The sequence below is a fragment of the Nocardioides sp. CPCC 206348 genome (assembly GCF_048654705.1).
Taxonomy (GTDB): domain Bacteria; phylum Actinomycetota; class Actinomycetes; order Propionibacteriales; family Nocardioidaceae; genus Nocardioides.
Genome location: NZ_JBMCZA010000215.1, coordinates 29,453 through 51,453 on the forward strand (window position 1 = coordinate 29,453; position 22,001 = coordinate 51,453).

Consider the following 22,001-nt stretch of genomic DNA (forward strand, 5'->3'; position numbering starts at 1 on the left):
CACCGAATCCCTGGAGTCGCTGACCCTCAAGGACACCGTCACCGGCGAGCTCAGCGAGATCCCCGCGACCGGCCTGTTCATCGCGATCGGCCACGAGCCTCGCTCCGAGCTGCTGGTCGGCCAGGTCGACCTCGACGACAACGGCTACGTGCTGGTCAAGCCCGGCTCGACCGCGACCAACATCGACGGCGTGTTCGCCGCCGGCGACCTGGTCGACCACGTCTACCGCCAGGCCATCACCGCCGCCGGCACCGGCTGTGCCGCCGCCCTCGACGCGGAGCGCTACATCGGCTTCCTCGACCACGCCGCCCACTCCGCGCTTGAGGCCCAGGCCCGCGGCGCCGTGGTCGCGGACCTGGGCGCCTGACCGCACCGCTGCGGCCAGGCAAAGAACCAGCCAAGGGGACGTCTGTCCCGAGAACGAAGATGAGGATCCTGATGAGCAACATGCAAGCCGTGACCGACGCGGAGTTCGAGACCGCGGTCCTGCAGTCGGAGCTCCCGGTGCTCGTCGACTTCTGGGCGGAGTGGTGTGGGCCGTGCCGTCAGGTCGGGCCGATCCTTGACGAGATCGCTGCTGAGGTCGGCGAGCAGATGCGATTCTTCAAGCTGAACGTCGACGAGAACCCGGTTACCCCGGCCTCGTACCGCGTCACCGGCATCCCGACGATCCAGATCTACCAGGGCGGCCAGGTCGTGCGATCGATCGTCGGCGCCCGGCCGAAGGCTGGCCTGCTTGAAGAGCTCAAGGACTTCATCACCGCCTGACGAGCGGGCAGGCGCAGGCTCCCGCGCGCGTCTCACCTGACCGTCCGATTCTCCGACGGTCAGCGGTGCGGCGCATCAACCCTCATTCCAAGGAAGGACGGCGTCATGGCTGGACGACTGGATGGCAAAGTTGCACTGATCACGGGAACGGGCGGTGGGCAGGGCAGATGTGCCGCTCTCCGCTTCGCAGCGGAGGGCGCCATGGTCGTCGGCTGCGACCTCAAGGTGGAGGGCGCAGCCGAGACGGTCGAGCTGGTACGGGCAGCAGGGGGCAGTATGACCTCCACCGCTCCTCTGGACCTGGGTGATCCCGTCGCCGTCAGCTCCTGGGTCGACGAGGCGGGTGCCAAGTACGGGAAGATCGACATCCTCTACAACAATGCATCGGCCCCTCAGTTCGGATCCATCACCGGGATGACCGATGAGCAGTGGCGGTCGAACATCAGGAACGAGCTGGACCTCGTTTTCTACGCCTGCCGTGCGGCCTGGCCCCACCTGGCAGCTGCGGAGACCTCCGTCATCATCAACATCGCGTCGACGCACGGGATCAATGCGCTCCGTGCTTCGCCCGGCGGGTTCGCGCATGCAGCGACCAAGCACGCCGTCATCGGGATGACGCGGGAGCTGGCCAACGACGGCGGCCCGAATGGCATCCGCGTCAACTCGATCAGCCCCGGGTTCATCCTCACTGGGGTCACCGAGTTCCTCAAGGAGATTCCGGGCGGCATCGAGGGGCACCTCGACCACCAGATCATCAAGCGCACCGGGCGTGAGGAGGACGTGGTCGCCGCAGCACTCTTCCTCGCATCAGACGATGCGTCGTTCATCACCGGCCAGAACATCGTCGTCGACGGCGGCTACACGATCGTCTGAGCCAGCGGGCGCTTCGTGGGCCGCGAGCCGTTCGATTCCGCCGGGCCGACCTATTGCTAGACGCCAGTCGTCAGCATAAGGTATGACCTACGCCACACGGGCGGTCGCTTCGGCGGCCGCGGGGAGCGCACCAGAGCTTCGACAGTCAACGCCTACTTCACCGATGGGACCTCGCCATGACAACCACCCCGCTGAGCGGAATGCCGGACCTCGCCGATCCCGAGACGTTCCGGGCAGGAGTTCCCTACGAGCTCTACGAGCAGATGCGAGCAACTCCCGGCATCCCCTGGCACCCGGCAGAGTCCGGCACCTTGAAGGACGGCTTCTGGCTGGTCACTCGCTACGACGATGTCGTCGAGGTCCTTCAGGATGCCGGGCGGTTCAGCTCGCGGTTCGGTTCGGTGTTCCCGCTCCCGAATCCGTCCGGGGAGGGGCCGATGGGCAAGAACATCGTCTTCATGGACCCCCCCGAGCACAGCCGGGTTCGACGGGCCGCGGCGAAGTCTTTCGGCCCGCGGGTCGTCGCCAATTTCGAGCCCTGGATCCGCGAGGTTGTCAACGAGGCGCTCGACCACGCTCTCCCCTTGCGAACCTTTGAGTGGGTGGAGCAGGTGGCTCGGGTCATCCCCTCCCAGGTCATCGCCCGGGTGCTCGGCGTCCCCGTCGCCCAGCGCGACTACATCGTCGAGGCCACGTATGCGATCTTCCGCGCCCAGACCGCCGAGGACGCCGGCGCGAGTCTGACGGCGGAGTTCATGAAGGTGGGCGAGTTCATGACTCACCTGGGGGAGGACAAGCTCAAGGACCCGGCTGACGACATGACCACGGTCCTGGCGCAGGCCCGGCAGGCTGGGGACATCGACCTCGCCGAGTACCAGCAGTACTGCGCGTCGATGTTCAGCGCAGGCTTCGAGACCACGCACACCACGATCGCCCACATCGGACACCTCCTCGCCACCGATCCCTCCATCGCAGCCACCGCTGCGCGGGCCCTGGAGGAGGGACAGTCAGCGGCGCTGGTCGACGAGTTCCTTCGCTACGTCACGCCGGCCATGAGGTTCGCGCGCGTGGCGACCTGTGACACCGAGATCGCCGGTCAGGCCGTGAAGGAGGGCGACACCGTCCTCGTCGTACTCGCTGCAGCGAATCGCGACTCCGCTGCCTACTCGCGCCCCGATGAGTTCGACCCGTTCCGGGAGGGCGGCAAGCCACTCCCCGGGACCGGCGCTGCCGGGCTCACCTTCGGTGCGGGTCCGCATCGCTGCATCGGGCACATGCTCGCGAAGCTGGAGCTCCGTGTACTGCTCGAGGAGCTCCAAGCCCGCCAGGTGACCATCACGATGGACGGTCAAGCGGAGCGCGGCGCCAGTGGCGTGGTCAACCAGCTGATGCGGGTGCCGGTCGCGGTGTCGCTCCCATGACGCAGCTGGAGGCCGCCGGCGAGATCCGCGTGGACCACGATCGGGACAGGGCTGGAAATCAAGGACATGAGCTGATGAGCGACCAAACCACCGTGGTGTTCAGCCAGAACGGTCACCAGACGCCGGTGCAGGTGCCGGTCGGTACAACGATGATGCGGGCGGCGATCGACAACCTGATCAGCGGAGTGGTCGGTGAGTGCGGTGGCGACCTGTCCTGCGCGACGTGCCACGTTTTCGTCGAAGAGTCCTGGTCCTCGCGTCTGGAGCCGGCCTGCGAGGACGAGCGGGCGATGCTCGACGCCACTGCGGAGGAGCCCACGGAGCACAGCCGGCTGAGCTGCCAGCTCACGTGCACGGCCGACACGGACGGGATCGTCCTGCACATCCCTGAAAGTCAGTGACGAATGGACGTCGATCGGCCCGGACGGCCGTACGGGAACGTCGTCGTCGTCGGTGCAGGACAGGCCGGCGGCGACCTGGTAGCCCACCTGCGCGAAGCGGAGTTCGAAGGGGCGATCACCCTCATCGGCAGTGAGCACTCCGTCCCGTACTCGAGGCCGCCCCTCTCGAAGGCCTACCTCCTCGGGAAGAAGTCGAGGTCCGACCTGCTGCTTCGGTCGGCGGACACCTACGAGCGGTTCGGCATCGCCGTGCACGACGCGGAGGTCGAGTCCATCGACCGGGCACGGAAGCGCATCTCAATCAGCGGCGGCCAGCACCTCGATTACGACACTCTCGTGCTGGCAACCGGGGGAAGAGCACGGTCGTACCCGGGCGGCGAGCTGGTAAAGGCCTCGAATGTCCACTACCTGAGAACGCTCGAGGACGCCGACAAGCTGCGGCCCCATCTCGTTCAGGGAGCCCGGATGACCGTCATTGGCGGCGGGTACATCGGACTCGAGGTTGCGGCGGTCGCCAGCTCACTAGGGGTGCAGACGACGATCGTCGAGCGGGAGCAGCGTCTCCTTGCTCGCGTCACGTCCGGAGTGACCTCGTCGTTCTTCGCCCGGGTGCACGGTGAGGCGGGGACTCGCGTGCTCACGGGACGGTCCGTCGCGGAATTCGACGTGTCGGACGATCGGGTGGCTTCGCTCACGCTCGACGACGGCACGACGATCGAGACGGATCTCTGTCTCGTCGGTATCGGTCTCGAGCCCGATGTCGGCCTTGCGGAGGCTTGCGGTCTCACTACTGACGACGGAGTCGTCGTCGATCATCTCCTGCGGACAGATGACCCCTCGATCTTCGCGATCGGTGACGTCGCGCGCCATCCGTGCGCTGAGGTCGGCGGCACGCGCAGGCTCGAGTCCATACCGAATTGCAGTGAGCAGGCGCGCGCCCTGGCACAGACGCTCGTAGGAAATCCCACGCCCTACACCGCCGTTCCGTGGTTCTGGTCCGATCAGTTCGATCTCAAACTGCAGGTGGTGGGGCTTTCGCGGCCCGAGGATGAAGTGATCACTCGAGGTGATCCGACTCGGGACAGAAGCATCTCCGTCTTCTACCTGAGGGACGGCCGGGTCCGCGCGGCTGAGGTGGTGTCGAACCCCCGCGACTTCGCGGTCGCGAAGAAGATGGTGACCGAGCGAGTGATGGTGGATCCGCAGCTGCTGGGCAATCCGTCGCTGCCGCTCAAGGAAATCTTCGAGGCGGCACGAGCTCAGGCTGTGTAACCGCCGGAGCCGCTTCGTGCTATCACCATCCGCGAGATGACGCTCGCGGGACTCAACGAGAGCAACATGTCGACGACGCGCACCACGTCAGCGACGGGGATCATCGTCGATGCGGGGATGCGATCGGTCACCCAGGCTGCCATCTCGGTGTCGACGTATCCCGGCGCCAATGCTGTGGCGGTGACGCCGTTTTCGCACTCCTCGAGGTTGAACGTTTCGACGAGAGAGAGCAGTGCCGCCTTGGAGGCTCCGTACGTCGCCAGGTCGCGCTCGGCGTAGGCGCCCGTGATGGACGACAGAGCGATGATCTTGGCGCCTGTCTCAGGTCTTTCGGCCGCGCCCGCCCGAAGCAGCGGCAACGAGTGCTGGATCAGGACCAGACCGGCGATGAAGTTGACGTCGAGGAGCTTCTGCGTCCGTTCGAGTGGGAAGTCCGCGATGCTTCCTGCAGTTCCGACGCCAGCATTGATCACCAGCGCATGCATGCTTCCGAACTCTGCTCTGTGCAAGTCGACGAGGTGGGCCAGGTGTTCGCGATCGGCAACATCTCCGGGGCTCCTGGAGACCGAGGGCGCGCCGGCCGCGAGGAGTTCTTGCTCGAGCTCGGCGAGTGCCTCGTCCCGGCGCGACGTGATGGTGAGTGCGAATCCAGCCTTCGCAAGGCTGAGGGCAATCGACCGGCCGATACCTCGTGAAGCACCGGTCACGAGTGCGGATGGAATCAGGTTCGTCACTGACGTCACGTTCCTCTCTGTGCCCGTCGCAGCGGTTGTGGACGGGACCGAAACATTAGAGTACGGCAGGTGACTAGTAATTACACCGGTCCCATGTCACGCTTGCCCGGATCGAGCGAGCGCTCGGTTGGACATGAGGGGGCCGCTGGATGCGCACCGAGATCACCGACCTGGTCACGGCGACCGAGGAGTTCGTGCGTCGGGAGGTTCTGCCTGTCGAGGACCTGCACGACGGCGACGTCGAGCTCGCCGGGGGCGAGCGTCTTCGCGCTGAACTCCAGACCAAGGCGCGTGCCGAGGGCCTGTTGTCGCCGCACGGCCCGGTCGACTGCGGTGGACTCGGTCTCGGCATGGTGCACCGTGCCCCCGTCTTCGAGGCGGCCGGCTACGGACTCTTCGGCCCGATGGCCCTGAACATCAACGCCCCGGATGAGGGCAACATCCATTTGCTCGACCATGTCGCGACTGCGGCGCAGCGTGAGCGTTTCCTGGCGCCGTTGGTCGGTGGGCAGGTGCGTTCGGCGTTCGCGATGACCGAGCCGGCGCCGGGTGCTGGCTCTGACCCCTCGATGCTGGCCACGCGGGCGACGAAGGTCGACGGGGGCTGGGTCATCAATGGTCACAAGCACTTCATCACCGGTGCCGACGGTGCCGGGTTCTTCATCGTGATGGCCCGGACCAGTGGTGAGGTGGGCGGTCTTGGTGGTGCGACGATGTTCCTCGCGCCTGTCGAAGCGCCCGGCCTTGAGGTGGGGCGCCACATCGGGACGGTCGACCGGTCGATGCTCGGTGGGCACTGCGAGATGCGGTTCACTGACGTCTTCGTCCCTGACGAGGACGTCCTGGGTGGTGTCGACGAGGGGTTCCGCTACGCGCAGGTCCGGCTCGGCCCTGCCCGGATGACCCACGTCATGCGCTGGTCGGGTGCCGCTCGTCGTGCTCACGAGGTCGCGGTACGACATGTCGCCGGCCGTGAGGCGTTCGGTGGACGGCTCGCCGATCTGGGGATGATGCAGCAGATGATCGCGGACAACGAGATCGACCTCGCCGCGACCAACGCCCTGCTCCTGGTGGCTTGCCGCGAGCTGGACGAGGGCGGCCGTGCATCCGAATCCACGTCGATCGCCAAGACCTTCGCAGCCGAAGCCCTGCACCGCGTCGTGGACCGCTCCACCCAGATGTGTGGCGGACTCGGCGTCTCGCGGGACCTGCCGGTCGCGCGCATCGCCCGTGAGATCAGGCCGTTCCGCATCTATGACGGTCCGTCCGAGGTCCACCGCTGGTCGATCGCCAAACGGGCTGTGCGGCGGCTGGCTGGCGACGTCTGATGAGTGACCTGACTGCTCCCGAATTGGAGTCGGTTGGCCGGCAGCTGAGCGAGGTCGGTGTCGACCTCGCCGGAGCCCTCGAGTCGGTGCTCATCGCGGGTGGACGCTCGAACCTCACCTACGCCATCACCGACGACGTGTCGCGATGGGTCCTGCGGACACCGCCGCGCACCGGTCGCACCGCGTCGGCCCATGACGTGGCCCGCGAGCACCGCGTCACGGCCGCTCTCATGGCCACCGAGGTGCCCGTTGCGCCTGCCGTACTCCTCTGCGAGGACGAGTCTGTGCTGGGTGTGCCGTTCACGGTGTCCGGATTCGTCGACGGCGCCGCCGTACGAACCCAGGAGGACCTGGAGACGTACGACGACGAGGCCCTGGCATCGGTGGTGCACAGCCTCCTGGAGTCGCTCGCGATGCTGCATCGCGTCGACCACGTCGCGGCCGGTCTCGGTTCCTTCGGCCGACCCGACGGTTACGCAGCACGTCAGCTGCGGCGATGGTCGGGACAGTGGGACACGGTGGGTGACGAGCGGTTGCGCCCGTTGGCCAGCAGTGTCGTCGAGCAACTGACGGCCACGGTTCCGGAGCAACGGTTCACGTCCGTGGTGCACGGCGACTACCGCATCGACAACACCCTGTTGGCGTCGGACTCCGCCGCCGCGGGCTCTGTTGCGGCCATCATCGACTGGGAACTGTCGACCATCGGCGACCCGATCGCCGACGTGGCGATGATGTGCGCCTACCGCCACGAGACGTTCGACCTCGTCATCGGCGCCCCGAGCGCCTGGACCAGCAACCGACTGCCCGACGCAGAAGTCCTTGCTGCCGGCTATGAGAAGGCAGGCGGGGTCCCGCTCGAGAACTGGGACTTCCACCAAGCGCTGGCCTGCTTCAAGGTCGCAGTGATCTCCGCCGGGATCGAGCACCGACGCCAAGCCGGCAGTGGGTCAGGCGCCGGCTTCGACACCGCAGGACAGGCCGTCGAGCCCTACCTCGAACTGGCCTCCACCTACCTGAACAGACGAGCTGTCTGATCGGGCACCATCGCAAAAGGAGAACCCCATGTCTCAGTTCACCGACAAGACCGTCATCGCGATACTCGGCGGGACCGGGCCGCAAGGTCGCGGCCTGGCGCGGCGCCTGGCGATGGGCGGGGTGAAGGTCGTGCTCGGCAGTCGCGACGCGGCTCGGGCAGAGATGGTGGCCAAGGAGATGCGGGCCGACGGCGTCGGCGTCGTGGGAATCGACAACCGAGCTGCAGCGGTCGCCGCCGACATCGTGATCGTCGCCGTGCCGTGGGACGGCCATGCCCAGCTGCTGACGGAGTTGCGTCGTGTCCTGGCAGGCAAGATCGTCATCGACTGCGTGAACCCGCTGGGCTTCGACAAGCGCGGTCCCTATGCCCTGCCGGTGCTCGAGGGCTCGGCCGCTGAGCAGGCCCGAGCCCTCCTCCCGGAGAGTTCTGTGGTTGCCGCTTTTCACCACCTCAGCGCCGCCCTGCTGGAGGATCCGACCGTCCAGAGCCTGGATGCCGACGTCCTCGTGCTGGGAGATGACAACGACGCGGTGGAGACGGTCATCGCGCTGGCCGGAGTCCTGCCCGGCGTGCGCGGCATCTTCGGCGGCCAACTGCGCAATGCCCATCAGGTGGAAGCGATGACGGCCAACCTGATCGCCATCAACAAGCGGTACAAGGCTCACGCGAGCCTTCGGGTGACCGATGTCTGAGCCGGCTGAGGAGCACTGCCGTGCCCTAGTGGATCTTCGCTCGGTCGTGGCGTTCGGTGTGGTCGTCGTGCTGGAGATTGCGGGATGGGTCCGCGGGGGTGCCCACGTCGAGAGCTCGATCAGATAGCAGATCGGCTGGCTCAACGCCGGCTCAAAAACTCTCGAGACGCTGTCGCTCGCGACTCACGGCGACTGGTGTCGACTCATCTCGCCAGCCGATCGAAAACCGCCCCTGACCTGCTATTTTGTTCTCATCAGGTCGTCGGCTGAAAGCGTGCCGGGTCGGCGCCAGACACCTCGAAAACATTCTGATTCGCACTACGGATCAGAAGGTTTGGGGTTCGAATCCCTACAGGCGCGCAGATCGGTTCAGACACGAAGGCCCACGTCGCATGACGTGGGCCTTCTGCACTTGCTCCCGAGCTGTGCCCCGGTCACAGAGGGGCCACGCCGTGGCGGCGTGGCGTGAAGGTGTCCATCAGCCGATGGCGCGGGAGGACGGGCAGCAGGTCAGCCAGCCATGCCCGGGTCTCGCTCGGGCGGATCACGGCGTCGTACCCGAATCCCTCGGCGCCACGTACGGCACCGAGCTGTCCTCGGTACTGCTCGATCAGCTCGGTACGACGACCAGCGGGATCGTCGGCGGCGGCGAGCTCGCGCTGGAAGACGAGCTCGACGGCGGTCTCGACGGCCATCACCGCGGTCTCGGCCTGTGGCCAGGCGACGACCAGCTCGGGGTGGAAGGTTCGCCCGCCGGACATCATCACGTAGCCGCCGCCGTACCCCTTGCGGACGACGACGGTGAAGGTGGGCACGGTGGCGGACCCGAGCTCGAGGGAGAGCCGGGCGCTGGAGCGGGCCAGGCCGGAATGCTCCGCCTCGGCACCCACGGCCATGCCGGGCAGGTCCATCAGGACCAGGATCGGCAGGCCGAATGCGTCGCACAGCGACACCAGGTGGGCCGCCTTGTCCGCGGCCGCAGCGTCGAGCATGCCGGCCTTCGACAGCGGCTGGTTGGCGACGATGCCGAACGGGCGCCCTTCGATGCGAGCCAGGGCGGTGAGCAGGTTCGGCGCAAAGGCTGACTTCAGCTCCACGACGCTGTCGTCGTCGACGATCCCCGCGATCACCTCGGCCATGTCGTAGCCGACCCGCAGGTTTGCCGGCACGGCGTCGTCGAGTGCTGCTGCAGCGTCGTTCCGCGGGAGTGCCGGCACCTCCCGGGGAAGCTCGGCCTCGGCGTTGGACGGGAGCAGGTCGAGGTACCAGCGCAGGGCCTCGAGCGCTTCCTCCTCGGTGTCCACGGCCGCGTCGATGGTGCCGTACGACGCCTGGGCATCCGGGCCGTTGAGGGCCTCCGCGTCGGTCGCCTCGCCCGTCGCCGCTCGCACCAGTGCGGGCGGTGCCATCCCGAGGGACGCGATGCCGCGGACCGCGACGACGTAGTCGCACAGCGACGCGGCGATGGTGGGCTGGCCATAGCCCGGCCCGAGGATCGCCGCCACCATCGGCACCCAGCCACTCAGCCGGGTCTGCGCCTGCTGGATGTCGAAGCCGCCGGCGAAGTCGCGGGCGTCCAGGCCTTCGTGGATCCGGTGGCCGCCGCCGTCGAACAGCATCACGAGCGGATGCCCCCGGGTTGCCGCGATCTCCATCGCCCGGCGCTGCTTCTCGTTGCCGATCAGGCCGTTGCTTCCACCGGCCGACATGAAGTCGGTCGCCACCACGACGACCGGTCGTTCGTCGATCCGTGCCGTGCCGATGATGACGCCGTCGGCGAGGATCGGCTGCCCGTCGGGGCCCGGTGCCTCCGGCCGGGCGAGGGCGCCGATCTCCCGAAAGGTGCCGTCGTCGACGAGCAGGGCGATCCGTTCCCGTGCGGTCCGCTTGCCGCGTGCGTGCTGTCGGCGTACGGCGTCCGGGCGGGCAGCGTCGTACAGCGCCGCCGTCGCGGCTTCGTGCGGGAGCATGCTCAGCTCTTGTTGACCCGCTCGTTGTAGGCCGCCCGGCGGGACTGGTCGATGTCCAGGAACGTGTCGTAGGCACCGAGGCGGCGGTTGAGGAAGTCCCGGACGCGCCGGCCGGTCAGGGTCTGGGTGAAGGTGATCTGGCGCAGCGACTTCGGAAGGTAGATGTCCTTGTGCTTCTTCTCGATGGCGTCGGCGATGCCCTTCGCGACGTCCTCGGGCTCGACGTTCTTGAGGAACTTGGTGCCCTTGGTGCCGGCCACCAGGTCGGTGTTCGTGAAGGAGGGCATGACGCAGGTGAAGTCGATGCCCCGGGCGCCGAACTCGAGACGGGCACCCTCGGTGAGGGCGATGATCCCGGCCTTGTGGGAGCAGTAGTAGAGACCGCCCGGGACGGCGGCCTTGCCGGCGACCGAAGCGACGTTGACGATGTGACCGGAGCCGTTCGCGATCATGTCGGGCAGTGCAGCGCGCATGCCGAGGGTCGGGCCGAGCAGGTTGATCTCGGTCGCGCGGCGCACGGTCGCCTCGGGGATGTCGAGGAAGTGGCCGATCGGCATCACACCGGCGTTGTTGATGAGCACGTCGAGGCCGCCCATCGCCTGCTTGGCGTCGGCGAGGAAGCTCGCGAACGACTCGCTGTCGGTGACGTCGATGTGGTGCGCCGTCACGTCGCTGCCGATGGAGGTGGCCGCGTCCTTGGCGGCGTCGGTGTCGATGTCGCCGATCGCCACGAGCGCGCCGCGGCGGTGCAGCTCCGCGGCAGTGGCGCGCCCGATGCCGCGGCCCGCGCCGGTGATCGCGATCCGCTTCCCGCCCAGGGTGCGGATTCCGGTCGATGAGCTCATGTCGCCTCCAGTGGTTTTTAAAAGAGAATCAGAAAAGTCGCGATGTGACAAGGCGAACTCTGGACGCCCAGCATAACTCAGGTTACGGTACTTTGTGACACCTCACACAGGCCGCTGATTCCCGGGTCGGTCGCCGGAGTGGAGGTTGGAACCTGATCTCTATGCGAATTCGGAAGGTGCCCGATGTACCCAGGAGTCCACGCCGCGACCAACCCCGACCACCCGGCTGTCGTGATGGCCGGCTCGGGTCGGACGCTGACCTACGGCCAGCTCGACGACCGCTCGGCGGCTCTCGCCAGCGCCCTCCATGGCCTCGGCCTGCGCAAGGGTGACGTCGTCGCGATGCTCACCGACAACGCGGTCGAGTGCTTCGAGATCTACTGGGCCTGCATGCGCTCCGGGCTCTACATCACGCCGGTCAACCGGAGCCTCTCTGCCGACGAGGTCGCCTACATCGTCCAGGACAGCGGCGCCTCCGCACTGATCGTCTCCGCGGCCGTGCCGGTAGCCGGCCGCGTCCGGGAGCTCGTCCCCGACGTCGCCCACGCGTTCGCCTTCGGCGGAGAGGTCACCGGCTTCGCGTCGTACGACGACCTGATCGCGGGCGCGGGGGAGCGGCTCACCGACCAGCCCCGCGGCTCGGACATGATGTACTCCTCCGGCACCACCGGACGCCCGAAGGGCGTCAAGCAGGCCATGCTGCCGATCCAGGTCGACCAGCCCGGCGACCCGATCGCCGGCCTGCTCGGTGGCCCCTTCAAGGTCGGCCCCGGCGACGTCTACCTCCAGCCGGCCCCGATCTACCACGCAGCCCCGCTCAAGTGGAGCGGCGCCGTGCACTCACTGGGCGGCACGGTGGTGATGATGGAGAAGTTCGACGCCGAGGGAGCCCTGGCCGCGATCGAGAAGTTCGGGGTCACCTGCGCGCAGTTCGTCCCCACGATGTTCGTGCGGATGCTCCAGCTCCCCGAGGAGGCCCGCGCGAAGTACGCCCACGACACCCTGCGGCTCGCGGTGCACGCCGCGGCTCCCTGTCCGCCCGACGTCAAGCAGGCGATGATCGACTGGTGGGGCCCCGTGGTCTTCGAGTACTACGGCTCGACGGAGCAGAACGGCATCACCTTCGTCTCCTCGCCCGAGTGGCTCAACAAGCGCGGGACGGTCGGCAAGGCGATGATCGGCGTCGCTCACATCTGTGACGACGAGGGCAACGAGCTCCCCGCCGGCGAGGTCGGCACGGTCTACTTCGAGCGGGACTTCCGCCCCTTCGAGTACCACAACGACCCCGAGAAGACGGCCGAGGCGACGCACCCACAGCACGACACGTGGACCGCGGTCGGCGACCTGGGCTACCTCGACGAGGACGGCTACCTCTTCCTGACCGACCGCAAGGCATTCACGATCATCTCGGGCGGCGTGAACATCTACCCGGCCGAGGTCGAGGCCGTGCTCACCCTGCATCCCGCGATCTACGACGTCGCGGTGATCGGCGTGCCCGACGACGAGATGGGCCAGCAGGTCAAGGCGGTCGTCCAGCTCAAGGACCCGTCCGCTGCTTCGGATGAGCTGGCCCAGGAACTCATCGACTACACCCGTGAACGGATCGCCCGCTTCAAGGCGCCGCGCACCGTCGACTTCATCGCCGAGATCCCTCGGCTCCCCACCGGCAAGCTCGTCAAGCGCGAGCTCGAGAAGCTCTACGTTCCCTCTGGAGTCTGAACATGACCATCACCGACGGCGGCGCTGCCCGCACCTTCCACCCCGACAGCATTTCCGAGCTGGCCTTCTGGGCCGGCACGGCCGAGGAGCGTGAGCTCACCTTCCAGAAGCTGCGCGCCGAGGCGCCGATCAGCTGGCACCGGCCCATCGAGGGCGCCCTCATCCCCTCGGAGAACGAGGGCGTCTGGGTGGTGACCAGCCACGCGCTGATCCAGGAGGTCAGCAAGAACACCCAGCTCTTCTGTTCTGGTCAGGGATTCCAGATGGAAGAGGTTCCCGAGGACGTCAATGAGGCGGCAGGCAGCTTCCTCGGCATGGACGCTCCGCGGCACCCGGTGCTGCGCCGATTGGTCAGCTCCGCCTTCACGCCCAAGCGGGTCAAGGCGATCGAGGACCAGATCAAGCGCCAGGCCCACGACATCGTGACCAACCTGCTCGAGCACCCCGAGGGTGACTTCGTCGAGATGGTCTCGAAGCGGCTGCCGATGTGGACCATCTACGAGATGGTCGGGCTGACCGACGTCGAGAAGCGGCTCGAGGCTGCCCACCATGCCGACGGCATGGTCTCCTGGGCGGACGAGGAGGTGGCCGCAGGTCGCGAGCCGGGCGAGGTCCTCAACGAGTCCCTCGTCGGACTGCTCATGATGGGGATGGAGCTGGCCGAGGAGCGCCGGAACAACCCGCAGGACGACCTGATGACCGGACTGGTCAACGCCGAGGTCGACGGGCAGAAGCTCACCGATGACGAGATCGGCGCGTTCTTCGTGCTCCTCTCGGTGGCGGGCAACGACACGACCCGCAACTCGATCAGCCTCACCATGCGGGCACTGCAGCAGTTCCCCGAGCAGAAGGCGCTGCTCCTGGAGGACTACGAGGGCCGCATCGGTACGGCGATCGAGGAGTTCGTCCGGTGGGCGTCCCCGGTGATGACCTTCCGTCGTACGGCGACGCAGGACACCGTGCTCGGCGGCCAGCAGATCAAGGCAGGAGACTGGATCGCGATGATCTACTCCTCGGGCAACCGGGACGAGAACGTCTTCGAGAACGCCGACGTCTTCGACATCCTGCGCGACCCCAACCCGCATGTCGGGTTCGGTGGCGGCGGGCCGCACTTCTGCATGGGCAACTTCGTCGCCAAGATCCAGCTGCGCGAGATCTTCGACAACCTCCTGCATCGCGCTCCGAACCTGGTGCTGGGCGAGCCGGAGTACCTCGTCGGCAACTTCGTCCGCGCCGTCAAGCGGATGCCCTACACCCTCAAATGATCCTGCAGTGATCGGAGAATCGCCATGACTGCCACCCCTTCCGTGAAGGGCAACACCGCCGAGCTCGATGCCCTCATGGGCCGGCTCCGCGCGACGTACGCGACCGGACGCACCCGCACCTACGAGTGGCGCAAGGCGCAGCTCGAAGGCCTGCTGCGGTTCTGCGCCGAGCGCGAGACCGACATCGCCGAGGCGCTGGCCGCCGACCTGGGCCGGAGCTCGTTCGAGGCATGGTTCGGCGACATCGCACCGCCCAAGGGTGAGGCTGAGCTGGCCATCAAGCACCTCAAGCGGTGGATGCGCCCGCAGCGTCGCCGGGTTCCGCTGACCCAGATGCCGGCGAGCGCACGCATCCAGTACGAGCCGCTCGGCGTGGCCCTGGTGATCGGCCCGTGGAACTACCCGGTCAACCTGTCGCTCGGCCCGATGGTCGCGGCACTCGCCGCTGGCAACTGCGTGGTCCTCAAGCCGTCAGAGGTTGCGCCAGCGACATCGCGCCTGATGGCTGAGGCGTTGCCCGAGTACCTGGACAAGGACGCCGTCGCGGTCGTCGAGGGCGACGGGGTCGTCACCCAGGCGCTCCTCGCGCTCGGCTTCGACCACGCCTTCTTCACGGGCGGCACCGAGATCGGTCGCAAGATCATGGCCGGAGCAGCGGACACCCTGACGCCGGTCATCCTCGAGCTCGGCGGCAAGAGCCCCGCGATCGTGACCGCCGACGCCGACCTCGATGTCGTCGCCCGCCGGATCGCCTGGGTCAAGCTGATGAACTCCGGCCAGACCTGCATCGCGCCCGACTACGTGCTCGTGCACGAGTCGGTCAAGGAGCAACTGGTCGCGAGGATCCGCGACACGATCGCGACCTTCACCGCCGACGAGGGTCCGAAGCGGATCGTCAACCAGCGCCAGTTCGACCGGTTGGCCGGATACCTGGCGAGCACCAAGGGCACGGTCGTCGCGGGTGGAGGCACGGACGCGAAGGCGCTCACCATCGAGCCGACGATCCTGGTCGATCCAGACCCCGACGAACCGGCCATGACCGAGGAGATCTTCGGTCCGATCCTCCCGGTGCGCAGCTTCGAGTCCATCGACGAGGTCATTGGCTTCGTCAACGCACGGCCCAAGCCGCTTGGCCTGTACGTGTTCAGCAAGGACCGTGCGATCGCTGACCGGATCGTCGAGCAGGTCCCTGCGGGTGGAGCCGTGGTGAACCACTGCGCGATCCACTACCTCATTCCGAGCCTGCCCTTCGGTGGCGTCGGAGCGAGCGGCATGGGTGCGTACCACGGCGAGTGGGGCTTCCAGGCCCTCAGTCACCGCAAGTCGGTGGCCGTGAAGGGCTTCCGGCCGGATCCGTCGCTGGTCTACCCGCCGTACGGCCCGAAGGCACGCGCGCTCATGCGCCGTTTGTTCTGAGCCCGATGTGGTCGGCCCTGGCCGCCGCTCAGGCGTCGGCCTGGGCGGCGGCCAGAACGCTTTGCAGCGACCAGAGCAGGTGCTCGTTGCCGTGCTCGGCGGAGATCATCTCGTAGCCGATCAGGGTGCTCAGGCCCCAGAGCGTGTACCTCTCGGCGCGCTCGGGGCCGACGATCTGCGTCATCGCCTCAAGGACCACCTGGTAGCGGCCTTCGTCGACCTTGCGCTGGACGATCGCCACCCGCTCGTCCGTGCCCGCCCAGACCCGGATGGCCGCCTCGCTCTGGTGCAGGAGCTCAGTGGTGGCGTCGGCGAGCTGCAGCAGACGGTCGACCGGGTCTTCGGTCTTGCTGACGATCTCGACGGTCTGCTGGGTGCGGTCGTGCAGCCAGGCGTCGAGCAGCGCGTCGGTGAAGTCCTGCCAGTTGTCGAACGAGTGGTAGAACGAGCCGGTCGTGACACCGAGCTTCTTGCACAGGGGGGCGAGCTTCAAGGCGCCGTAGCCATCGGTCGCCAGGATCTCGTTGGCGCCCTCGAACCAGGAAGCACGCAGTGCCTCGTTGCGGCGGACCGGACGTTCGGTCATCGGATTCTCCTCGACTGTCGACGGTCATCGTAGGTGGTTCCACAACGCCGCGGACCGGGTGGGGCGCAACGCTTTCACCATAACCTAACTTATGTTACGGTTGTTCCCGTGAAGGAGCGCACGCCGGGTGGCTCCCGAAGGGGAAGGGGCCCAGTGATGGCCTTCAAGGATGCGGACGAGGTTCGCCACTACATCGGCAGCGTGTTCCAGGCTGGGTTCGACGACCCCGAGATCGGGCCGAAGATGGAAGCGACCGGCATCGTCGTGAAGTTCGTCTTCTCCGACCCGGACACCGACCTGGTGATCGACATGGGCAAGCAGGAGATCGGCCCGGGTGAAGGCATGGCCGCCCCGGTGGCGACCATGCGCATGACGGCCGAGCTCGGCAGCGCCTACTGGCAGGGCAAGGTCAACCTGCCCCTCTCGATGGCGCGCGGCAAGATCAAGGTCGACGGCAACGTCGCGAGCCTGCTCAAGCTGGCCCCGCTCGGCAAGAAGCTCTTCCCGAAGTACGTCGCCACCCTGCAGGCGGCCGGTCGCGACGACCTCGTCGTCGTCTGACCCATCCAGCATCCTGCGGCCCGGTGGGGGAAACCCGGGCCGCAGGATTTCCATTTTTCGACCCTGCCCGCGGTGGCGGACGGGCTGCCGTTCCAGTATTCTTAATCTGTATTCAAAAATGAATCGTAACCCGAGGGGTGGACAGTGGCAGGAGTGGAAGGCCGGGTCGTCATCGTGACCGGCGCAGGCGGCGGACTCGGGCGCGAGTACGCGCTCTTCCTGGCGAGCGTGGGGGCGAAGGTCGTGGTCAATGACCTCGGTGGCTCCCGGGACGGCAGTGGCGCCGGTACGACGATGGCCGACGTCGTGGTCGAGGAGATCCGTTCCGCCGGCGGCGAGGCCGTCGCCAACTACGACAGCGTCGCCACCGAGGAGGGTGCTGCGGCCATCGTCGCCACCGCCATCGACGCCTTCGGCGCCGTGCACGGCCTGGTCAACAACGCCGGGATCCTGCGCGACACGTCGTTCTCGAAGATGGACACCGATGCCTGGAAGCTCGTGCAGGCGGTGCACCTCGATGGCGGCTACTTCATGAGCAAGGCCGTGTGGCCGTACTTCCGGGAGCAGGGCTTCGGCCGGATCGTGATGGCGACCTCCACCAGTGGCCTGTTCGGCAACTTCGGCCAGGCCAACTACGGCGCCGCGAAGGCGGGACTGGTCGGTCTGCTCAACACGCTCGCGATCGAGGGCGCCCGCGACGGAATCCACGTCAACGCGATCGCCCCCATGGCCGCCACGCGGATGACCGCGGACATTGCGCCGCAAGAGCTGCTCGACAAGCTCCCGCCGTCGTACGTCTCGCCGGTGGTGGCCTACCTGCTCACCGAGGAGTCCACTGACACCGGCGCGGTCTTCGTGGCCGGAGGCGGGCAGGTCTATCGGGTCGCCCAGTTCCAGAACAAGGGCGCAGTCTTCACCGAGCCGCCCACGCTGCGTGAGGTGTCCGAGCGGTGGAGCGACATCGCCGACCTCGACGACGTGACGGTGGGCAAGAACCCCGTCGGCTGACCCGGCCGGTCAGGCCACGGTGTGGTGCTCGACGCCGGAGTTCGCCTCAAGGGTGACGTGGCCGTCTTGTCGCAGCACCGTCAGGTGGGCGGCGACCTCGAGCACGGCGGTCATCCGGTGGATGAGTTCCAGCTCCTCGAGGCGGCGCTCGCGTCGGGTCCACGTCATCGCGGCGGCGATGTCGTGCGCGGTCGAGTGACCACGGTCGACCAGGTCGCGGATGACGTCGAGTCGCTCGTCGTGGTGGGTGATCAGTTCCTTGGCGCGGAGCGCCGCACTGTCGCCGATGGCGCCGTGCGCGGGGAGCAGGCGGGCCTCGGAGAGGTCGGCGACCAGCCGCAACGAGCCGAGGTACGACGTCAGGGAGTCCGCGGACGGTTCGCGCTCGTAGGCGATCGATGGCGTGATCCGCGGCAGGACGTGGTCGCCGCTCAGCAGCAGGTCCTCGCCGACGATCTCGAAGCAGACGTGGCCGCGCGTGTGCCCCGGGGTGGCCAGGGCGCGGACCGTGAGGCCACCGAGATCGAACCCGTCGCCGTCGTCGATCCAGCCCGCGGGCAGGTCGAAGGCCATGTCCTGCTCGTGCACCTCGGCCGGCATGGCCAGGACCTCTGCGGCCATCGCTGCCGCTCCGGCCTGCCGGAGCAGGTCGACCTGACGGGGGAACGCGCCCTCGAGGGTGTGCCAGGCGTTGATGCTGGGTTCGTCGCCACGGCCGAGGTGGACGGGGATCCCGTGCCTGCGTTGCCAGGTGATCGCCTGCGTGTAGTGGTCCCAGTGGTGGTGGGTCGTCAGGACGCGGCCGATGTCCGCGCGCGCAAGGCCGAGCTCCGCCAAGGCGTCGAGCAGGGCCCGCTCGGACTCAGGAGACGCCCAGCCGGGGTCGACCAGCACCGTCTCCTGATCACCCCGCAGGACGTAGCAGTTGACGCTGGTGAGCCCCTCCAGTGGCAGCGGCAGATCGATCGCAGTGACCCGCTCGGTGATGCGAGTCAGTGTCATGGCAGGCCAGTGACGGCCATGTCCACGTCGGCTCGCGCGGTGCGGAAGGTGTTGGCCGCGTGGTCCGGGTCGGCGTACCCGAGCGAGACCGCGCAGACGACCGACCGGTCCTCCGGGATGCCGAGCTCGGAGCGAACGACGTCGGCGTACATCGCGATGGCCGCCTGGGCGATCGCGTTGATGCCGAGCGACTCGGCCGCCGTGAGCAACGTGGCGACGTAGCCGCCACAGTCCATGACGCCGTACGTGCCGAGCGCCTTCGGACTGGTGATGATGGCGACGTGCGGTGCACCGAAGAACCGGAAGTTCTCCAGCATCTGCATCAGGCGTCCGGTCTGGTCCTCACGTGCGATGCCGAGTGCGTTGTAGAGCTCGAATCCGCAGGCCCGGCGGCGGTCCTGGTAGACCCCCTCGTAGCGCTCGGGCCCCGGAATGTCCGGTGACTCGGCGGAAACGGGGACGTGGGCGAGCAGTCGCTCGGACAGTGCGGTCACGGCGTCGCCGTCGAGGAGCTCGACCTGCCAGGCCTGCGAGTTGCACCACGAAGCCGTGCGCTGGGCCATCGTGAAGAGGCGGCGCAGGTCGGTGGGGTCGACGGTTTGCGGAAGGAATCCGCGGCAGCTGTAGCGGGAGGAGAGGACCACTTCGAGTGTGTCGGCGGTCGTGGTGTCGGCGGTCGTGGTGTCGGTGGTCATCAGGTCCTCAGGGTATCGAGGGTTGTCAGCGACCACCGGCGATGTCGCGGCCGATGATCTCCTTCATGATCTCGGTGGTTCCGCCGTAGATGGTCTGGATCCGGGTGTCGATGTAGGCCTTGCCGACGGCGTACTCACGCATGAATCCGTAGCCACCGTGGAGCTGGAGGCAGCGGTCGATGACGCGCTTCTGCAGCTCGCTGACGTACCACTTGCCCTTGGCGGCCTCGACCGGCGTGAGCGTGCCCGCGTTGAAGGCGAGCACCGACGCGTCGACGTACGCCTGCGCGACGTCGAGCTCGGTGTCCATCTCGGCCAGCTCGAAGCGGGTGTTCTGGAAGTCGATCAGCCGCTTGCCGAAGGCCGTGCGGTCCTTGAGGTAGGCGATCGTCTGGTCGAGCGTCGCCCGCGCCGTGGTGATCGACTGGTTGGCGACGCCGAGGCGCTCGCGGGGCAGGTGGCTCATCAGGTACTTCAGGCCCTGGCCCTCCTCGCCCAGCAGGTTCTCCACCGGCACGCGGGCGTCGGTGAAGAACAACTCGGCCGTGTCCTGCGCGGGCAGCCCGATCTTGTCGAGCTTGCGGCCACGCTCGAACCCGGGCGTCTTGTCCGCCTCCACCATCAGGAGGCTGAAGCCGTTGGAGCCACCTTCGGGGTCGGTCCGGACCGCGAGCACGATCAGGTCGGCCATGATGCCGCTGGAGATGAACGTCTTCTGGCCGTTGACGACGAAGTGGTCGCCGTCGCGGCGAGCCGAGGTGCGGATGCCCTGGAGGTCGCTGCCCGTGCCGGGCTCGGTCATGGCCAGCGCGCCGATCAGGTCGCCGGCGGCGAAGCCGGGGAGCCAGCGCTTCTTCTGCTCGTCGTCGGCGCGGCCCAGCAGGTAGGCGAGGAAGAGATCGTCCTGCAGGCCCAGCGTGACGCTGAACGAGATCGCGTTGGCGCGGGCGACCTCCTCGCCGACGACCAGGCGGTAGCGGTAGTCGCTGACCCCGCTGCCGCCGTACTCCTCGGGGATCTGGAGGCCGTAGAGGCCGGCTTCGGCCGCCGCCTTGAAGACCTCGCGCGGGATCCAGCGTTCGTCGTCCCACTGGTCCTTGTGCGGGATCACCTCGCGGGCGAGGAACTCCCGCACGGTGGCGCGATAGGACTCGTGGTCCTCGTTGAAGAGGGTGCGTTCCATCGTCCTGCCCGCTCTCAGAGACGCTCGATGATGGTGACGTTGGCCTGGCCGCCGCCCTCGCACATGGTCTGCAGGCCGTAACGGCCGCCGGTGCGCTCGAGCTCGTGCAGCATCGAGACCATCAGCCGGGCGCCGGTGGCGCCGATCGGGTGGCCGAGGGCGATCGCGCCACCGTTGGGGTTGACCTTGGCCGGGTCGGCGTTGAGCTCGTGGTTCCACGCGAGGACGACCGGGGCGAATGCCTCGTTGATCTCGACGACGTCGATGTCGTCGATGGTCAGGCCGGCCTTCTTCAGGGCGTACTGCGTCGCCGCGATCGGCGCGGACAGCATCATCACCGGGTCGTCGCCGCGCACCGAGGCGTGGTGGATCCGGGCCCGCGGCGTGAGGCCGTGTTCCTTGACTGCCGCGTCGGAAGCGATGAGGAGGGCAGCCGAGGCGTCGGAGATCTGGGACGCGACACCGGCGGTCAGGACGCCGTCCGGGACCAGGGTCTGGAGGGTCGCCATCTTCTCGCGCGTGGTGTCGCGGCGCGGGCCCTCGTCGGTGGTGACGCCGGCGAACGCGGCGATCTCCTTGTCGAAGTAGCCCGCGTCGATCGCGGCCAGCGCGCGCTGGTGGCTCTGGAAGGCCCACTCCTCACAGTCGTCGCGGGTGAGCTTCCAGTGGGCGGCCATCATCTCGGCGCCGCGGAACTGGGAGATCTCCTCGCCGGGGTAGCGCGCCTGCCAGCCCTGGTTGTCGGTCCACGGGTCGATGGATCCGTAGGGCTCTCCTGCAGCGAAGGCGCAGAGGATCGGGAACTGGCTCATCTTCTGGACGCCGCCGGCGATGACGAGGTCCTGCATCCCGCTCTTGACGCCCATGGCGGCAAAGCTCACCGCCTGCTGCGCGGAACCGCACTGGCGGTCGATCGTCACGCCGGGCACGGTCTCGGGGAAGCCAGCCGCGAGGGCGGAAGTACGGGCGATGTCGCCGGCCTGGGCGCCGATGTTGTCGAGGCAGCCGAGGACGACGTCCTCGACGGCCGCCGGGTCGACTCCGGCGCGCGCGACGAGCTCCTTGAGCGAGTGCGCGGCGAGGTCGGCGGGGTGGACGTCGGCGAATCCGCCCTTGCGTCGCCCAACGGGCGTGCGCACGGCTTCGACGATGTAGGCCTCGGACATGGATTCCTCCTGTGTTGACGTTCTTGAATCCAGACTATAATTTAGTTTGGATTCAAAATC

General features: G+C 67.6%; 22 protein-coding genes. 14 read left to right on the top strand and 8 right to left on the bottom strand.

Annotated features, from left to right (window positions below; genetic code table 11):
• From ACOADB_RS22945 to ACOADB_RS22970, 6 genes are all read left to right on the top strand, one after another.
• The coding region (locus ACOADB_RS22945) for an FAD-dependent oxidoreductase (protein WP_378604129.1) at positions 1–367 on the top strand (367 nt) is incomplete at its 5' end.
• 68 nt (positions 368–435) lie between these two features.
• Positions 436–768 carry a thioredoxin gene (gene trxA / locus ACOADB_RS22950; RefSeq protein WP_378604324.1) on the top strand — a complete coding sequence of 111 codons (333 nt, stop codon included), beginning with the start codon at positions 436–438 and terminating at the stop codon, positions 766–768.
• Between the two features lie 105 nt (positions 769–873).
• Positions 874–1,641, top strand: coding sequence for an SDR family NAD(P)-dependent oxidoreductase (locus ACOADB_RS22955; RefSeq protein ID WP_378604132.1), 768 nt, complete (start codon positions 874–876; stop codon positions 1,639–1,641).
• Positions 1,642–1,817: 176 nt separating this feature from the next.
• Complete coding sequence (locus ACOADB_RS22960; protein ID WP_378604136.1) at positions 1,818–3,062, top strand: cytochrome P450; 1,245 nt, start codon at positions 1,818–1,820, stop codon at positions 3,060–3,062.
• Positions 3,063–3,136: 74 nt separating this feature from the next.
• On the top strand, positions 3,137–3,463 hold the full coding sequence (locus ACOADB_RS22965) for a 2Fe-2S iron-sulfur cluster-binding protein (protein WP_378604139.1): 327 nt from the start codon (positions 3,137–3,139) through the stop codon (positions 3,461–3,463).
• A 3-nt stretch (positions 3,464–3,466) separates the two neighbouring features.
• A complete protein-coding gene (locus ACOADB_RS22970; RefSeq protein ID WP_378604142.1) occupies positions 3,467–4,735 on the top strand; it encodes an NAD(P)/FAD-dependent oxidoreductase in 1,269 nt (422 codons plus the stop codon).
• On the opposite strand, the gene ACOADB_RS22975 is transcribed toward ACOADB_RS22970, so the two are convergent.
• The gene (locus tag ACOADB_RS22975) at positions 4,723–5,469 is read right to left on the bottom strand and encodes an SDR family NAD(P)-dependent oxidoreductase (RefSeq protein ID WP_378604145.1); all 747 of its coding nucleotides are present in this window, start codon (positions 5,467–5,469) and stop codon (positions 4,723–4,725) included. The two genes, ACOADB_RS22970 and ACOADB_RS22975, sit on opposite strands and share 13 nt — an antisense overlap.
• 149 nt (positions 5,470–5,618) lie before the next feature.
• Here ACOADB_RS22975 and ACOADB_RS22980 point away from each other — a divergent pair, with 149 nt between their 5' ends.
• Genes ACOADB_RS22980 through npdG form a run of 3 tightly spaced genes read left to right on the top strand, consistent with a single transcriptional unit; the run spans position 5,619 to position 8,525 of the window.
• Positions 5,619–6,797, top strand: coding sequence for an acyl-CoA dehydrogenase family protein (locus ACOADB_RS22980; protein WP_378604148.1), 1,179 nt, complete (start codon positions 5,619–5,621; stop codon positions 6,795–6,797).
• Entirely contained in the window at positions 6,797–7,831 is a 1,035-nt protein-coding gene (locus tag ACOADB_RS22985; protein ID WP_378604151.1) for a phosphotransferase family protein, read from the top strand. The genes ACOADB_RS22980 and ACOADB_RS22985 overlap by 1 nt, the downstream gene beginning before the upstream one ends.
• Positions 7,832–7,859: 28 nt before the next feature.
• Positions 7,860–8,525 (top strand): NADPH-dependent F420 reductase, encoded by a 666-nt coding sequence (gene npdG, locus ACOADB_RS22990; RefSeq protein WP_378604154.1) that lies wholly within the window; start codon positions 7,860–7,862, stop codon positions 8,523–8,525.
• A 434-nt stretch (positions 8,526–8,959) separates the two neighbouring features.
• On the opposite strand, the gene ACOADB_RS22995 is transcribed toward npdG, so the two are convergent.
• Together ACOADB_RS22995 and ACOADB_RS23000 are read right to left on the bottom strand one after the other, a co-directional pair.
• Positions 8,960–10,495: an acyl-CoA carboxylase subunit beta gene (locus ACOADB_RS22995; RefSeq protein ID WP_378604157.1), complete on the bottom strand. Its 1,536-nt coding sequence runs from the start codon at positions 10,493–10,495 to the stop codon at positions 8,960–8,962.
• A 2-nt stretch (positions 10,496–10,497) separates the two neighbouring features.
• Positions 10,498–11,340, bottom strand: a complete 843-nt coding sequence (locus tag ACOADB_RS23000) for an SDR family oxidoreductase (protein WP_378604160.1) — start codon at positions 11,338–11,340, stop codon at positions 10,498–10,500.
• A gap of 183 nt (positions 11,341–11,523) precedes the next feature.
• On the opposite strand from ACOADB_RS23000, the gene ACOADB_RS23005 reads away from it, so the two are divergent.
• Genes ACOADB_RS23005 through ACOADB_RS23015 form a run of 3 tightly spaced genes read left to right on the top strand, consistent with a single transcriptional unit; the run spans position 11,524 to position 15,740 of the window.
• The gene (locus tag ACOADB_RS23005) at positions 11,524–13,059 is read left to right on the top strand and encodes an acyl-CoA synthetase (RefSeq protein ID WP_378604163.1); all 1,536 of its coding nucleotides are present in this window, start codon (positions 11,524–11,526) and stop codon (positions 13,057–13,059) included.
• 2 nt (positions 13,060–13,061) lie between these two features.
• Positions 13,062–14,324, top strand: coding sequence for a cytochrome P450 (locus ACOADB_RS23010; protein WP_378604166.1), 1,263 nt, complete (start codon positions 13,062–13,064; stop codon positions 14,322–14,324).
• A gap of 24 nt (positions 14,325–14,348) precedes the next feature.
• Positions 14,349–15,740, top strand: coding sequence for an aldehyde dehydrogenase family protein (locus tag ACOADB_RS23015; protein WP_378604169.1), 1,392 nt, complete (start codon positions 14,349–14,351; stop codon positions 15,738–15,740).
• Positions 15,741–15,768: 28 nt separating this feature from the next.
• Here the strand turns inward: ACOADB_RS23015 and ACOADB_RS23020 are convergent, their stop codons facing one another.
• The gene (locus ACOADB_RS23020; RefSeq protein ID WP_378604173.1) at positions 15,769–16,326 is read right to left on the bottom strand and encodes a TetR/AcrR family transcriptional regulator; all 558 of its coding nucleotides are present in this window, start codon (positions 16,324–16,326) and stop codon (positions 15,769–15,771) included.
• Positions 16,327–16,482: 156 nt separating this feature from the next.
• On the opposite strand from ACOADB_RS23020, the gene ACOADB_RS23025 reads away from it, so the two are divergent.
• Together ACOADB_RS23025 and ACOADB_RS23030 are read left to right on the top strand one after the other, a co-directional pair.
• The gene (locus ACOADB_RS23025; RefSeq protein WP_378604176.1) at positions 16,483–16,887 is read left to right on the top strand and encodes an SCP2 sterol-binding domain-containing protein; all 405 of its coding nucleotides are present in this window, start codon (positions 16,483–16,485) and stop codon (positions 16,885–16,887) included.
• A 144-nt stretch (positions 16,888–17,031) separates the two neighbouring features.
• Positions 17,032–17,895 carry an SDR family oxidoreductase gene (locus tag ACOADB_RS23030; RefSeq protein WP_378604179.1) on the top strand — a complete coding sequence of 288 codons (864 nt, stop codon included), beginning with the start codon at positions 17,032–17,034 and terminating at the stop codon, positions 17,893–17,895.
• Positions 17,896–17,904: 9 nt separating this feature from the next.
• Here ACOADB_RS23030 and ACOADB_RS23035 read toward each other — a convergent pair whose 3' ends face one another.
• From ACOADB_RS23035 to ACOADB_RS23050, 4 genes are read right to left on the bottom strand one after another with little or no spacing between them, the layout of a single operon-like run.
• Positions 17,905–18,897: an MBL fold metallo-hydrolase gene (locus ACOADB_RS23035; protein ID WP_378604182.1), complete on the bottom strand. Its 993-nt coding sequence runs from the start codon at positions 18,895–18,897 to the stop codon at positions 17,905–17,907.
• Entirely contained in the window at positions 18,894–19,592 is a 699-nt protein-coding gene (locus ACOADB_RS23040; protein ID WP_378604184.1) for a nitroreductase, read from the bottom strand. Before ACOADB_RS23040 ends, ACOADB_RS23035 begins: the two co-directional genes overlap by 4 nt.
• Before the next feature lie 25 nt (positions 19,593–19,617).
• Positions 19,618–20,775: an acyl-CoA dehydrogenase family protein gene (locus ACOADB_RS23045; protein WP_378604187.1), complete on the bottom strand. Its 1,158-nt coding sequence runs from the start codon at positions 20,773–20,775 to the stop codon at positions 19,618–19,620.
• A gap of 14 nt (positions 20,776–20,789) precedes the next feature.
• Positions 20,790–21,941, bottom strand: a complete 1,152-nt coding sequence (locus ACOADB_RS23050) for an acetyl-CoA C-acetyltransferase (protein ID WP_378604190.1) — start codon at positions 21,939–21,941, stop codon at positions 20,790–20,792.
• Between the last annotated feature and the right edge of the window lie 60 nt (positions 21,942–22,001).

Coding starts and splice junctions, on each gene's coding strand:
- ACOADB_RS22955 (WP_378604132.1), top strand. CDS start 874: ATGGCTGGACGACTGGATGGCAAAGTTGCACTGATCACGGGAACGGGC.
- ACOADB_RS22960 (WP_378604136.1), top strand. CDS start 1,818: ATGACAACCACCCCGCTGAGCGGAATGCCGGACCTCGCCGATCCCGAG.
- ACOADB_RS22965 (WP_378604139.1), top strand. CDS start 3,137: ATGAGCGACCAAACCACCGTGGTGTTCAGCCAGAACGGTCACCAGACG.
- ACOADB_RS22970 (WP_378604142.1), top strand. CDS start 3,467: ATGGACGTCGATCGGCCCGGACGGCCGTACGGGAACGTCGTCGTCGTC.
- ACOADB_RS22980 (WP_378604148.1), top strand. CDS start 5,619: ATGCGCACCGAGATCACCGACCTGGTCACGGCGACCGAGGAGTTCGTG.
- ACOADB_RS22985 (WP_378604151.1), top strand. CDS start 6,797: ATGAGTGACCTGACTGCTCCCGAATTGGAGTCGGTTGGCCGGCAGCTG.
- npdG (WP_378604154.1), top strand. CDS start 7,860: ATGTCTCAGTTCACCGACAAGACCGTCATCGCGATACTCGGCGGGACC.
- ACOADB_RS22995 (WP_378604157.1), bottom strand. CDS start 10,495: ATGCTCCCGCACGAAGCCGCGACGGCGGCGCTGTACGACGCTGCCCGC.
- ACOADB_RS23000 (WP_378604160.1), bottom strand. CDS start 11,340: ATGAGCTCATCGACCGGAATCCGCACCCTGGGCGGGAAGCGGATCGCG.
- ACOADB_RS23005 (WP_378604163.1), top strand. CDS start 11,524: ATGTACCCAGGAGTCCACGCCGCGACCAACCCCGACCACCCGGCTGTC.
- ACOADB_RS23010 (WP_378604166.1), top strand. CDS start 13,062: ATGACCATCACCGACGGCGGCGCTGCCCGCACCTTCCACCCCGACAGC.
- ACOADB_RS23015 (WP_378604169.1), top strand. CDS start 14,349: ATGACTGCCACCCCTTCCGTGAAGGGCAACACCGCCGAGCTCGATGCC.
- ACOADB_RS23020 (WP_378604173.1), bottom strand. CDS start 16,326: ATGACCGAACGTCCGGTCCGCCGCAACGAGGCACTGCGTGCTTCCTGG.
- ACOADB_RS23025 (WP_378604176.1), top strand. CDS start 16,483: ATGGCCTTCAAGGATGCGGACGAGGTTCGCCACTACATCGGCAGCGTG.
- ACOADB_RS23035 (WP_378604182.1), bottom strand. CDS start 18,897: ATGACACTGACTCGCATCACCGAGCGGGTCACTGCGATCGATCTGCCG.
- ACOADB_RS23040 (WP_378604184.1), bottom strand. CDS start 19,592: ATGACCACCGACACCACGACCGCCGACACCACGACCGCCGACACACTC.
- ACOADB_RS23045 (WP_378604187.1), bottom strand. CDS start 20,775: ATGGAACGCACCCTCTTCAACGAGGACCACGAGTCCTATCGCGCCACC.
- ACOADB_RS23050 (WP_378604190.1), bottom strand. CDS start 21,941: ATGTCCGAGGCCTACATCGTCGAAGCCGTGCGCACGCCCGTTGGGCGA.